The sequence below is a fragment of the Streptomyces sp. NPDC051582 genome (genome assembly GCF_040681715.1).
In the GTDB taxonomy this organism is placed as follows: Bacteria; Actinomycetota; Actinomycetes; order Streptomycetales; family Streptomycetaceae; genus Streptomyces.
Genome location: NZ_JBFAZJ010000002.1, coordinates 66,798 through 79,469, shown reverse-complemented (window position 1 = coordinate 79,469; position 12,672 = coordinate 66,798). Strand labels below are relative to the sequence as shown.

Annotated in this window: 11 protein-coding genes and 1 tRNA gene; 8 read left to right on the top strand and 4 right to left on the bottom strand. The window is 71.1% G+C overall.

What is annotated here, in order from left to right; translation table 11 throughout:
• Positions 1 to 88: 88 nt before the first annotated feature.
• From AB0M92_RS03475 to AB0M92_RS03455, 5 genes are all read left to right on the top strand, one after another.
• Complete coding sequence (locus AB0M92_RS03475; protein WP_048479116.1) at positions 89 to 577, top strand: septum formation initiator family protein; 489 nt, start codon at positions 89 to 91, stop codon at positions 575 to 577.
• 68 nt (positions 578 to 645) lie between these two features.
• Positions 646 to 1,203: a DUF501 domain-containing protein gene (locus AB0M92_RS03470; RefSeq protein WP_366100415.1), complete on the top strand. Its 558-nt coding sequence runs from the start codon at positions 646 to 648 to the stop codon at positions 1,201 to 1,203.
• Positions 1,200 to 2,150 (top strand): Ppx/GppA phosphatase family protein, encoded by a 951-nt coding sequence (locus AB0M92_RS03465; RefSeq protein ID WP_366100414.1) that lies wholly within the window; start codon positions 1,200 to 1,202, stop codon positions 2,148 to 2,150. The genes AB0M92_RS03470 and AB0M92_RS03465 overlap by 4 nt, the downstream gene beginning before the upstream one ends.
• Before the next feature lie 454 nt (positions 2,151 to 2,604).
• Positions 2,605 to 3,990: an NAD(P)/FAD-dependent oxidoreductase gene (locus AB0M92_RS03460; protein ID WP_366100413.1), complete on the top strand. Its 1,386-nt coding sequence runs from the start codon at positions 2,605 to 2,607 to the stop codon at positions 3,988 to 3,990.
• Between the two features lie 193 nt (positions 3,991 to 4,183).
• On the top strand, positions 4,184 to 5,578 hold the full coding sequence (locus tag AB0M92_RS03455) for a cyclopropane-fatty-acyl-phospholipid synthase family protein (protein WP_366100412.1): 1,395 nt from the start codon (positions 4,184 to 4,186) through the stop codon (positions 5,576 to 5,578).
• Between the two features lie 87 nt (positions 5,579 to 5,665).
• On the opposite strand, the gene AB0M92_RS03450 is transcribed toward AB0M92_RS03455, so the two are convergent.
• Positions 5,666 to 8,218: an FtsX-like permease family protein gene (locus AB0M92_RS03450; protein WP_366100411.1), complete on the bottom strand. Its 2,553-nt coding sequence runs from the start codon at positions 8,216 to 8,218 to the stop codon at positions 5,666 to 5,668.
• Positions 8,219 to 8,271: 53 nt separating this feature from the next.
• The gene (locus tag AB0M92_RS03445) at positions 8,272 to 9,036 is read right to left on the bottom strand and encodes an ABC transporter ATP-binding protein (protein WP_366100786.1); all 765 of its coding nucleotides are present in this window, start codon (positions 9,034 to 9,036) and stop codon (positions 8,272 to 8,274) included.
• Between the two features lie 488 nt (positions 9,037 to 9,524).
• On the opposite strand from AB0M92_RS03445, the gene AB0M92_RS03440 reads away from it, so the two are divergent.
• Positions 9,525 to 9,604 (top strand) — tRNA-Leu (locus AB0M92_RS03440).
• Positions 9,605 to 9,920: 316 nt separating this feature from the next.
• Positions 9,921 to 10,769 carry a Bax inhibitor-1/YccA family protein gene (locus AB0M92_RS03435; protein WP_366100410.1) on the top strand — a complete coding sequence of 283 codons (849 nt, stop codon included), beginning with the start codon at positions 9,921 to 9,923 and terminating at the stop codon, positions 10,767 to 10,769.
• Positions 10,770 to 10,905: 136 nt separating this feature from the next.
• Here the strand turns inward: AB0M92_RS03435 and AB0M92_RS03430 are convergent, their stop codons facing one another.
• A complete protein-coding gene (locus AB0M92_RS03430) occupies positions 10,906 to 11,136 on the bottom strand; it encodes a DUF4287 domain-containing protein (RefSeq protein ID WP_366100409.1) in 231 nt (76 codons plus the stop codon).
• 106 nt (positions 11,137 to 11,242) lie between these two features.
• Here AB0M92_RS03430 and AB0M92_RS03425 point away from each other — a divergent pair, with 106 nt between their 5' ends.
• Positions 11,243 to 11,605: a hypothetical protein gene (locus AB0M92_RS03425; RefSeq protein WP_366100408.1), complete on the top strand. Its 363-nt coding sequence runs from the start codon at positions 11,243 to 11,245 to the stop codon at positions 11,603 to 11,605.
• A 29-nt stretch (positions 11,606 to 11,634) separates the two neighbouring features.
• On the opposite strand, the gene AB0M92_RS03420 is transcribed toward AB0M92_RS03425, so the two are convergent.
• Positions 11,635 to 12,444 (bottom strand): hypothetical protein, encoded by an 810-nt coding sequence (locus AB0M92_RS03420; protein ID WP_366100407.1) that lies wholly within the window; start codon positions 12,442 to 12,444, stop codon positions 11,635 to 11,637.
• Positions 12,445 to 12,672 lie beyond the last annotated feature (228 nt).

Genomic DNA, 12,672 nt, shown 5'->3' with positions numbered 1-12,672 from the left:
GCACTCGGTCCCGTACCGTGTGCGGGGACGTATTGCGTAGCGCGTACCGCGCGCCCAGGGACAGAGGGACACAGGGGAGGCGGGATCAATGGCCGGGAACCGGGATCGGTTCTCCACCTTCTCCACCGCGACCAGGCTCAAGCAGCTCGGTGAGCGGACCGCCGCCCACGTCTACCGCTCGCAGACGCGCCGTCAGGTCCGCCGCAGCCGGCTCACCGGCCGCGCCGCGCTCCTGGTGCTCGTCCTCTGTACGCTGGTCGTCGCCCTCGCGTATCCGATGCGTCAGTACGTCTCCCAGCGCTCGGAGATCGCGGAGCAGCGGCGGGCCGCCGAGGCCGCGAGCCGGCGTCTCGAACGCCTCCGCGACGAGAAGGCCCGCTGGCAGGACAACGCGTACGCGGAGCAGCAGGCGCGCAAGCACCTGCACTTCGTCCGCCCGGGCGAGATCAGCTACATCATGACCGACCCCGGGGCCGGGGCCGCCGAGCGGCACCGCACCGGAGCGGCCGGTTCCGACCGGCCCTGGTACTCGAACGTCTGGGACGGGGTCGACAAGGCCGACCGCCCCGGCGAGTGACCGGTACCGCACCCCACGCGTACCACCCGCACCACCCACCCACTCAACCGAAGAGACTTCCTCCAGGCATGCAGACGCCCCCGCCCCAGACCGACCGGACCGAGCCGACCGACGCGGACATCGACGCGTTCCAGCAGCAGCTCGGCCGCCCGCCGCGCGGACTGCGCGCCATCGCGCACCGCTGCCCCTGCGGCCAGCCGGACGTGGTGGAGACCGCCCCGCGCCTCCCCGACGGCACGCCCTTCCCGACGACGTACTACCTCACCTGCCCGCGCGCGGCCTCCGCGATCGGCACGCTGGAGGCCAACGGCGTGATGAAGGAGATGCAGGCCCGGCTCGCCGAGGACCCCGAACTCGCCGCCGCCTACCGGGCCGCGCACGAGGACTACATCCGGCGTCGCGACGCCATCGAGGTGCTGGAGGGCTTCCCGAGCGCCGGCGGGATGCCGGACCGGGTGAAGTGCCTGCACGTGCTGGTCGGTCACTCGCTGGCAGCCGGGCCCGGGGTGAACCCGTTCGGCGACGAGGCTCTGGCGATGCTGCCGCAGTGGTGGGCGAAGGGCGCGTGCGTGACGCCGTGCGCGCAGAAGGCGGAGCAGGCGGAGCAGACGGAGCCGCAGGCGTGACCCGCGTCGCCGCCGTCGACTGCGGTACGAACTCCATCCGCCTGCTCGTCGCGGACTGCACGGTGTCCGACGGCGCCTCCGGCGAGCTGGTGGAGCTGGACCGGCGGATGACGATCGTCCGCCTGGGCCAGGGCGTGGACAAGACGGGCCGGCTGGCCCCGGAGGCGCTGGAGCGCACCTTCGCGGCCTGCCGCGACTATGCGGCGGTCATCAAGGAGCTCGGCGCGGAGCGCGTGCGCTTCGTGGCGACCTCGGCATCGCGCGACGCCGAGAACCGCGAGGAGTTCGTCCAGGGCGTCCTCGCCATCCTGGGCGTCGAGCCCGAGGTGATCTCCGGCGACCAGGAGGCGGAGTTCTCCTTCATCGGCGCCACCAAGGAGCTGGCGGGCGCCACGCACGTGGAGAAGCCCTTCCTGGTGGTGGACATCGGCGGCGGCTCCACCGAGTTCGTGGTCGGCGAGGAGCACGTGCGGGCGGCCCGCTCGGTCGACGTGGGCTGCGTCCGGATGACCGAGCGCCACCTGGTGGTGGACGGCGTGGTCACCGACCCGCCGACCGCGGAGCAGGTCGCCGCCATGCGGGCCGACATCGAGGCGGCGCTGGACCTGGTCGGGCAGACGGTCCCGCTGACCGGGGCGCGGACCCTGGTGGGCCTGGCCGGCTCGGTGACCACGGTCGCCGGGATCGCCCTCGGGCTGCCGGAGTACGACTCCGCCGCGATCCACCACGCCCGCATCTCGTACGAGCAGGTCCGCGAGATCACCGACCGCATGCTGACCTCGACCCACGCCGAGCGGGCGGCCGTCCCGGTCCTGCACCCCGGCCGGGTGGACGTGATCGGCGCGGGCACCCTGGTCCTGCTCGCCATCATGGAGCGCACCGGCGCCCGCGAGGTCGTCGTCTCGGAGCACGACATCCTCGACGGCATCGCCTGGTCCATCGCCTGACCGCCGGTGCTCCGGGGGGTCCACCGGAGCGCCGCTGCCGCGTTCTGCTGTTTCGAAGGTCGTCGAGGGCCCTCGGAGGGGCTTGCGGGGGTCTTTGGTCCCCTCGTCCACAGAAACTTCGTGAAGTTCTTCACAAGGAAAAGAGGCCTGATGGGCCGCGGGGAGGGTTCTCCGGGGCGATCCGCGGGCCATCGGGCCTCGTTCGTCCGAGCATTCGTGCGAAATGAGGGGGCCGCCCGACCTCGTCGGTAGGTATCCACCAACCCGGTGGTCTACTCCGCTTGCGGGCCTGGAGGCCAGTTCAGGACGGGTGAACAACGAATCCTGTGACGCCCTGGTTCCCGTTGCGCGCCATGACCTCCGTCACGTGGGCCGCGCAGTGTAGCAGAGGCCCTCCATCACCTTGTGAAGGGGCTCACGAGCGTCACCCCTTGGGGTGCTGGATACTCGTTCCATGAGCACCACGGAGCGTCCCAGGATCCTCGTTGTAGGAGGTGGGTACGTAGGCCTGTACGCGGCCAAGCGGATCATGAAGAAGATGCGCTATGGCGAGGCGACCGTCACGGTCGTCGACCCGCGGTCGTACATGACCTACCAGCCCTTCCTCCCCGAAGTGGCCGCAGGCAGCATCTCGCCTCGGCACGTCGTCGTCCCGCTGCGACGCGTGCTGCCCAAGGCAGAGGTTCTCACCGGCCGGGTCACCAGCATCGACCAGGACCGCAAGGTCGCCGTCGTCACGCCGCTGGTCGGCGAGGCGTACGAGCTGCCTTTCGACTACCTGGTGATCGCGCTCGGCGCCGTCTCCCGCACCTTCCCGATCCCCGGCCTCGCCGAACAGGGCATCGGTATGAAGGGCGTCGAAGAGGGCATCGGCCTGCGCAACCACGTCCTTGAGCAGCTGGACAAGGCCGAGTCCACGACGGACGAGAACGTCCGCCGCAAGGCCCTCACCTTCGTCTTCGTCGGCGGCGGCTTCGCCGGTGCCGAGACGATCGGCGAGGTCGAGGACATGGCCCGCGACGCCGCGAAGTACTACACCACCATCAAGCGCGAGGACATGCGCTTCATCCTGGTGGACGCGGCCGACAAGATCCTCCCCGAGGTCGGGCCCAAGCTCGGCACCTGGGGCAAGGAGCACCTCGAATCCCGCGGCATCGAGATCTACCTCAACACCTCGATGGACTCCTGCGTGGACGGCCACGTGGTGCTGAAGAACGGCCTTGAGGTCGACTCCGACACGCTCGTGTGGACCGCCGGCGTCAAGCCGAACCCGGTGCTGGCCCGCTACGGCCTCCCGCTGGGCCCGCGCGGCCACGTCGACACCGCCCCGACCCTCCAGGTCCAGGGCACCGACTACATCTGGGCCGCGGGCGACAACGCCCAGGTCCCGGACATGGCCGCCCGCAAGGCCGGCGTCGAGAACGCCTGGTGCCCGCCGAACGCCCAGCACGCGCTGCGCCAGGCCAAGGTCCTCGGCGACAACGTCATCTCGGGCATGCGGGGCTTCCCGCAGGCCGAGTACGCGCACTCCAACAAGGGTGCGGTGGCGGGCCTCGGCCTCCACAAGGGCGTCGCGATGATCGTCATGGGCAAGACGAAGATCAAGCTCAAGGGCCGGCTCGCCTGGTACATGCACCGTGGCTACCACGGCATGGCCATGCCGACCTGGAACCGCAAGATCCGCGTCTTCGCCGACTGGACCCTCGCCATGTTCCTCAAGCGCGAGGTCGTCTCCCTCGGTGCGCTGGAGACCCCGCGCGAGGAGTTCTACGAGGCCGCCAAGCCGGCGCCGGCTCCGGCCGCCACCGCCGCCCCGGCCGCGAAGGCCAAGGCCTCCTGACCCGGGCCTGACCGGCAACTCCTCCAGTACGTCCCCGAAGGGGCCGCCCGCCATCCGTGGTGCGGGCGGCCCCTTCGGCGTGCCCCCGTCGCCCGACCCGGCGCCGTCGTAGGCCTGTTCGGAGTGTCGTCCGATTGAGCGCTGCCCGAAGTGGGTAGGCCGTTCGGTCGGATCATTACTGGAGGTGCCTACGATGACCGAAGCCGCGCCGCGGCTGGCCGCTCTCGCCGAGACCCTGCTGGGCGCCCCCCTGCCCGTCCGGATTCGTGCCTGGGACGGCAGCGAGGCCGGACCGCCCACCGGACCCGTCCTGGTGCTGACCAACCGCCGCGCCCTGCGCCGCGTGCTGTGGCGGCCGGGTGAACTGGGCCTGGCCCGTGCCTGGGTCGCCGGCGACCTGACCGTGGAGGGCGACCTCTTCGAGATGCTGGACCGGGTGGCCGGGCTGCTCTGGGAGCGCGGGTCCGCGCCCGCCCCCGAGACCACGCCGGCCCTGCGCCGCTCCGGCCTCGGAAAGCTCGGCGTACTGAGTTCCCACCTGCCGCAGCTGCCGGACCGGACCGCGGGCGCGGCCCAGGCCGCCGCGCTGCTGCGCGACCCCGAGGCCCGGGCCGCCCTGCGCGAGCTGCTCGCCCTGGCCCGGCCGTGGCCGGCGCCGGCGCCGCCGCCCGAGGAGGCACCGGGCCGCCGCAGCGGCCCGGCGCACAGCAAGAGCCGCGACAAGCAGGCGATCAGTCACCACTACGACGTCGGCAACGAGTTCTACGAGCACGTCCTCGGGCCCTCGATGGTGTACTCCTGCGCCTACTGGAACCCCGGCTCCACCCTGGAGGAGGCCCAGCGCGACAAGCTCGACCTGGTCTGCCGCAAGCTGGGCCTCCAGCCCGGCCGGCGGCTCCTCGACGTCGGCTGCGGCTGGGGCTCCATGGCCCTGCACGCGGCCCGGGAGTACGGGGTCCACGTCACCGGCGTCACGCTCTCGCGCGAGCAGGCCGCGTACGCCCGCAAGCGGGCCGCGGAGGAGGGCCTGGCCGACCGGGTCGACATCCGGATCCAGGACTACCGGGACGTCAAGGACGGCCCGTACGACGCCATTTCGTCCATCGGGATGGCCGAGCACGTCGGCGCCGCGCGCTACCGCGAGTACGCCGGCGACCTGTACGCCCTGCTGGCTCCCGGCGGCCGGCTGCTGAACCACCAGATCGCCCGCCCGCCGGAGCCGGACGAAGAGGCGTACCGCATCGACGAGTTCATCGACGCCTACGTCTTCCCCGACGGCGAACTCTCCCCGCTGGGCACGACGGTGGGCGAGCTGGAGCGGGCCGGGTTCGAGGTCCGCGACGTGGAGGCGCTGCGCGAGCACTACGCGCTGACCCTGCGGGCGTGGGTGGGGCGGCTGGAGGAGCACTGGGACGAGGCCGTACGGCTGACCTCGCCGGGCCGGGCCCGGGTCTGGCGGCTGTACATGGCGGCTTCGGCACTGGGCTTCGAGCGGGGCCGGCTCGGCGTCAACCAGGTCCTCGCGGTGAAGCCCGCGGCGGCCGGGCGCTCGGGGCTGCCGCTGAGGCTGCGCACCTGGGGCGCGTAGCCCCGTACGCACGGGAAGGGCCCCGGGGCGTGTGCCCCGGGGCCCTTCCGTGTCCCTGCCGTCGAACCGCGGTGGAACCTCCCGCGCCTACTCGGTCTTGATGGCGGTCAGCATGTTCAGCCGGGCCGCGCTGCGGGCGGGCCACATGGCCGCCAGGACGCCGACCACCGCGGCCAGCAGGAGGAAGATGCCGATCCGCTCCCAGGGGAGGACCAGGGCGTAGTCCGGGATCCCCTTGGCGATGGTGGTGCCCACCGCCCAGGCGAGGAAGATCCCGATGCCCACGCCGAGCACCGCGCCGAAGAGCGAGATGACCACGGCCTCCAGGCGGATCATGTTCTTGACCCGGCCGCGGTCGAGGCCGATCGCCCGCAGCATGCCGATCTCCTGGGTCCGTTCGAAGACGGACATCGCGAGGGTGTTGACCACGCCCAGCACCGAGATGATCAGCGCCATGCCGAGCAGTCCGTACATGATGTTCAGCATCGTGTTGATCATGCCGCCCATCTCGTTGCGCACGTCCTGCTGGGTGGCGACCTTCATCGCCGGGTTCTTGCCGAGGGCGTCGACCACCTGCTGCTGCGCGGCCTTCGAGGCGCCGCCGGTGGTGTTGACGTACACCTCGCGGATGTACTGGTCCTCGCTGTGCGCGCCGAGGATCTTGTTGTCGAGGACGTACGGGGAGAGCAGGCCCTCCAGGTCCTTGTAGACGGCGCCGACCTTGAGGGTGCCCTTCTCGCCGTCGTCGTACTGGACCTGGAGCGTGGAGCCGACGGAGAGGTTCTGCTTCTTCGCCGTGCTCTCGGCGACGGCCACCTCGCCCTTGGCGAGGCTGTCCAGCGAGCCGCCCAGGGTCTCGATGTTCAGCATCTGGCCGATGGCGGCCGGGTTGACGCCGGACGCGGCGCGGAAGTTCTCGCCGACCTTGAAGTAGCCGTCGGCCTGCGGGGAGACGGCCTTGATGCCGGGGGCCTTGGCCAGGGCGTCGACGACCGACTTGTCCAGGCTCATGCCCTCGGCGGCCATCGAGACCTTGTAGTCGGCCTTCAGCTTGTCCGTGCTCATCCGGTCGATGGCCTGGCCGAGGGTGATGCCGAGCACCGACAGGGTGGTGACCAGGGTCAGGCCGATCGCCAGGGAGGCGGCGGTGACGGCGGTGCGGCGCGGGTTGCGCACGGCGTTCTGCGCGGCGAGCTTGCCGGGGACGCCGAACGCCTTCTGCAGCGCGGGGCGGACCGCCCCGATGACGGGCTTGGAGAGCAGCGGCAGCACCACGATCAGGCCGATGAGCATGAAGAACGCGCCGGCGCCGAGGGTCATGCGGCCGGTGTCACCGCCCTTGTTCACCCCGAGCAGGACCAGGCCGATGCCCGCGAGGCTGATGAGCGAGCCGAGGACGTTCCGTACGACCAGGGACTTCGCGGTGGCCGGCAGGTGGGCGCTGCCCATGGCGGCGACCGGGGCGATCCGGCCGGTGCGCCAGGCGGGCAGCAGCGCGGCGAGGGTGGTGACGAGGACGCCGATGACGACGGCCGCGATGACGGTGCCCGGGGCGATCACGAGGTCGCCGGCCGGGAGCTTGGCGCCGAAGGCCTCGATCGCGGAGCGCATGGCGACGGCCAGGCCGGTGCCGGCGACGAGGCCGACGACGGCGGAGAAGACGCCGACGACCAGCGCCTCGGTCAGGACCGAGCGCATGACCTGGCCGCGGTTGGCGCCGACGGCGCGCAGCAGGGCCAGCTCCTTGGTGCGCTGGGTGACCAGCATGGTGAAGGTGTTGTAGATCAGGAAGATGCCGACGAAGAGCGCGATGCCGGCGAACGCGAGCAGCATCTGGTTCATGTTGGACATGCCCCGCTCGACGTCCTTCGCCTGTTCGGCGGCGAGGGCGGTGCCGGTCTGGGCCTTGGTGTGCTTGTCGTCGAGCAGCGGCTTGATCTCGCCGAGCAGCTGGTCGGGGGAGGTTCCCGCCTTGGCGGCGACCGACAGCTCCTGGTAGAAGCCGGGCTTGAGGTACAGCTCCTGGGCGACGGCGGTGTCGAAGAGGACCAGGCTGCCGCCGGCGCTGACCGCGCCGTCCTCGGTCGTGAAGACGCCGGAGAGGGTGTACTCCTTCACCGGGCCGTTGGTGGCGACGCGGACCTTGTCGCCGACCTTGTACTTGCCGGTGTCGGCGGTCGCCTTGTCCAGGGCGATCTCGCCGGCCTTGACCGGGCCGGTGCCCTCGGTGAAGGCGTAGCGCGGGTCCTTGCCGTCCTTGACGGGGGCGTAGTTGGAGCCCTTGTTGGACCAGCCGGAGCCGATCAGCCGGCCCTTCTCGTCACCGACGCCGGCGAAGCCGGAGACGCGGCCGGAGACGGAGTCGACGCCGCCGAGGGACTTGACCTTGTCGAGGGTCTGCTGGCTGAGGCCCGCCTCGCCCTCCTTCTGGCCGTTCTCGCCGCGGGTCGGGCCGTACGAGGTCACGGAGACGGCGACGCCCTCGTAGCCCTTGGCGGACTGGCTGGAGAGGGCTTTGCTGAGGGTGTCGGTGAAGACGAGGGTGCCGGAGACGAAGGCGACGCCGAGGACGACGGCGAGCACCGTCATCAGCAGCCTGGCCTTGTGCGCGAGCACGTTGCGCAGGGCGGTACGGAACATGGTGGAGGAGTCCAGGTGGTAAGGGGTCAGCGGGGACGGGGAGGGAACGTCCCTCAGCTGGTGCGGCCCTTGGCGTCGAAGGCCTTCATGCGGTCCAGGACCACGTCGGCGGTGGGGCTGAGGACCTCGTCGACGATGCGGCCGTCGGCGAGGAAGATGACGCGGTCCGCGTAGGAGGCGGCGACCGGGTCGTGGGTGACCATGACGACGGTCTGGCCGAGCTCGCGGACGGAGTTGCGCAGGAAGCCGAGGACCTCGGCACCGGAGCGCGAGTCCAGGTTTCCGGTGGGCTCGTCACCGAAGATGATCTCGGGACGGGAGGCCAGGGCGCGGGCCACGGCCACGCGCTGCTGCTGGCCGCCGGAGAGCTGGGTGGGGCGGTGGGAGAGGCGGCCGGAGAGGCCGACCATCTCGATGACGGTGTCCAGCCACTGCTTGTCGGGCTTGCGGCCGGCGATGTCCATCGGGAGGGTGATGTTCTCCAGCGCCGTCAGCGTCGGCAGCAGGTTGAACGCCTGGAAGATGAAGCCGATCTTGTCCCGGCGCAGCTGGGTCAGCTGCTTGTCCTTGAGGGTGCCGAGCTCGGTGTCGCCTATGCGGACGGAACCCGCGGAGAAGGTGTCCAGACCTGCGACGCAGTGCATCAGGGTGGACTTGCCGGAGCCCGAGGGGCCCATGATCGCGGTGAACTGGCCCTGGCCGAAGTCCACGGAGACGTTGTCCAGGGCGACCACCTGGGTCTCGCCCTGGCCGTACACCTTGGAGAGGCCGGTGGCCCGGGCGGCCACGGCCTGGGTGGTGTGCGGGGCGTAGTTCATGGTGGTCACGGGAGCGGCTCCTCGGGCTGCGGACCGGGGTGCGGTCTGCGGAATGGCGGGACGCTCCCATCGTCGCGGCGGGCACCCCTGCGGGGGATCAGCCGCGGTGCCCGTTCGCTGGCCCACTGGAGTCTGATCACGGGACGGGCCGCCTCCTCCTCTGGTATGACGCCGCCTCCGGGCGGTGTCGGGGAAGGACTTGCGCGGGGCGGCCGGACGGCTTCCGGCGGCCGGGGTGGCCCGGGGTGGCGGGGAGGGTGGCGCGCGGGGTGGCGGGAGGGGTGGCGGGGGCCATCGAAATCCCGTCAATCCCGCGTCACGGGTGATCGCCGCCAGTAACGGGCCCACCGCGTGTTCTGGCCCCTGACGGCCCCTCAAGCGCCAATAAAATCAGACAACATCGGATAGACGGCCCACTGCTGACCAGGGTGATCCGGATAGGCTCGGCGCAGCGTTCAGTGCTTTTTGTACGGGAGCCGCTACGCCCTGCCCGGATGGTGGAATGCAGACACGGCGAGCTTAAACCTCGCTGGCCTAGGCCGTGCCGGTTCAAGTCCGGCTCCGGGCACGACATGCTCTGTCGAGACCCGCAGAACGGACCGGCGGGGGCGCCCATGGGGTGCCCCCGCCGTCCTGCGTTCCGGGTCCTGCGCGCACCTTCCCCGGGGCCTGTCCGGGGCCTGTCCGGGGCTTCTCCGCGCCTTCCGCCCGTCGGGCGCCCGCCTGTGCCGCCATGTGCCCACATCATGGGAAATCTCTTGTGCGGTCTGCGTAAATGCACGGTAAGGCGCTGGGCAAAGATCCTCCCTGAGCAGTAGGGTCAGATTTTTGCTAACGCATTACTCTTGTTGCAAGGCCGCGCACGGTGGCCATGGAGGAGTGAGATGAGGAGCAGTAACCCGGTCTTCTCGCGACGGGGGTTCAGCCGCGACAACGGTGGCTACGCGGGCTTCGGCGCGCAGCACCAGCAGGCCGGGACCAACCCGTACGCGACGAATCCTTACGCCGCGGACGCCGCCACCGGCATGCCGCAGGCCCCCGCCCGCACCGACGTGATGACCATCGACGACGTCGTGAGCCGTACGGCCATGACGCTCGGCACCGTCATCCTCACGGCGACGATCGCGTGGATCGCCATGCCCGTCGACCCGGCGAACGTCAACAAGTCGTACGGCATCGCCGTCGGCGCCGCGCTCGTCGCGCTGGTCCTCGGGCTCGTCCAGTCCTTCAAGCGCAAGGCCTCCCCGCCGGTCATCCTCGGCTACGCGGCCTTCGAGGGCTTCTTCCTCGGCGTCCTCAGCTCGGCCACGAGCACCTACTTCAGTGCCGGCGTGGTCATCCAGGCCGTGCTGGGCACGATGTGCGTCTTCGCCTCCGTGCTGTTCGCGTACAAGATGCGCTGGATCCGCGTCACCCGCCGCTTCTACGGCTTCGTGATGGCGGCCGCCATGGGCTTCATGCTGCTCATGGTCGCGAACCTGCTGTTCTCGGTCTTCGCGGGCGGTGACGGCCTCGGCTTCCGCAGCGGCGGCCTCGGCATCCTGTTCGGCATCGTCGGCGTCGTCCTCGGCGCCTGCTTCCTCGCCCTCGACTTCAAGCAGGTCGAGGACGGCATCACCTACGGCGCCCCCCGCGACGAGGCCTGGCTGGCGGCCTTCGGCCTCACGGTGACCCTGGTGTGGATCTACCTGGAGCTGCTGCGCCTGTTCCAGATCCTCTCCGGCGACGACTAGTCGTACCGGTCGTCGAACCCGTACGGACGACAAGGGGAAGGCCCCGCGAGCTCACCGCTCGCGGGGCCTTCCCGCGTCTCGGAGGGGCACGGGATCGGGGACGGAGGGAGTGGTGGGTGTCGGGTCGGGGACGGGCTCAGCCGAATTTGCGAGCCGCTCTGCGCAGGTCGTACTCGTGGATGATCGCCTTGGCCTGGCCGTACGAGAGTTCGTGCGCGCCGCGCAGCCAGCTGACCTTCTCCTCGAACCGGACGAGGGAGGGGCCGTCGTCCACGTCCCGGAGCCAGTCGGAGACTTCACGACCGGTCGTCAGGGGGATTCTGTCGATCATGTTGCGGTGGGTCTGCTCGGAGAACTCTACGGACATGGGCGCCTCCGGAGGTATCGCCGTGCTGTGCTGTTCTCTTCACGCCACCGTGCCGGAGAGTTCGCCCGTTGGCAATGGCGCCGCGGCGGCGCGTAAGGTCGGCCGGGTGCTTGATACTTCGCCCCTGACCGCCGCCGTGGAACGTTTCGCCGACCGGCTGCGGGCCATGCCGCAGAGCCGTCTCCAGCAGGGGGCCGCGGCCCGGGCCCTGGAGCTGGCCCGGGAGCTCTCCGTACGGTCCCAGGCGCTGGAGACGCGGGGTGAGGGCGCGGGGGCGGCTCCGGCGCGGGAGATGCCCGACGCGGGGGTGTTCGTGGTCGGGGACCAGGTGGCGGTCGCCGGCCTGGACCTCGCCGAGGCCCTGCGCGCCGCCGCCGAGGGGGCCCCGGAAACCGCGAAGGCCCCGTCCGTGATGCTGGACGAGGCCGTACGGCTGGTGGAGCTGGCGGAAGCCGGAGCGACGCGCTGATCGGCGCGCCGCGCGGAGCGGCGCGGTCGTCAGAGCGACGCGATGACGCGGTCCGCGAGGATGTAGACGTTGTCGTCAGGGTCCTGGGTGTCGCCGCAGGAGAAGGTCAGCGCGTAGGCGCCCGAGATGCCGGAGCCGCCCAGCAGGATCGGCGCGGTGCCCGAGCGCAGTGCCTCGGCGAGGCGCTCCGCCGTCTCCCGGTGGCCCGGGGTCATGCACAGCGTGGTGCCGTCGGTGAAGACGTACACGTCGAGCGTGCCCAGCGGGCCCGGGCGGACGTCCGCGAGGGCCGTACGGGCCTCCGCGAGCTCCTCCAGGCGCGAGACGGTGCGCTCGTGGTCGGCGCCGGGGGCGGAGGCCTGGACCGGTACGAAGTCGGGGTGCGAGGGGTGGCGCCGGCGGGCGGCGGCCAGCTCGGCCGAATCCTCGGGGTAGTCGTCGACGGCCTCGTCGCCGAGCAGCGGCTCCAGACCGACCAGGTCGGCCTGGCGGGGCAGGAAGACGCCCGGGCCGTCCTCACCGAGGCCGGGCAGGCCACCGAGCAGCGAAGGCGCGTCGGCGGCGTCACGGGCCTCCTGCGCGGCCCAGAAGGCCCGCGCCTCGGCGAGCTCGCGCTCGCGCTCCTCGGCCAGGGCCTCGGCCACGGCGGCTCGTATCTCGGCGGCGGGGGACTGCACGGCACTGCGGGCGTGCGGGACGGTCGTGCCGCGGGTGTGGGCGGGCGTCGCCAGCTCACCGCGGAGGGCCGTCACCTGCTTGCGCAGGCCGTGTACGGCGTGCAGCGCAGCAGCGCCCACGGCCGCGGCGGCGGCCGTGGTCAGCAGTAGGGCAAGAGACATGGCGCTCACTGACTAACTCCTGATTGATTCGATCCCCCGACTTCCTACATCAGAGTGTCCTGACCTGGGAATGGCGTGCAGTGCATTACGTCACGAATTGGACAGGGCTTTGGTCACACACGGCTCTTGCAAATCTGCTCTGACCTGCGGAAATGCCAAACCCCCAGGACGAAGGTCACATCCTGGGGGAGATTCGGTCACAGGTCGGCCGCGACGGGATTGGATTCG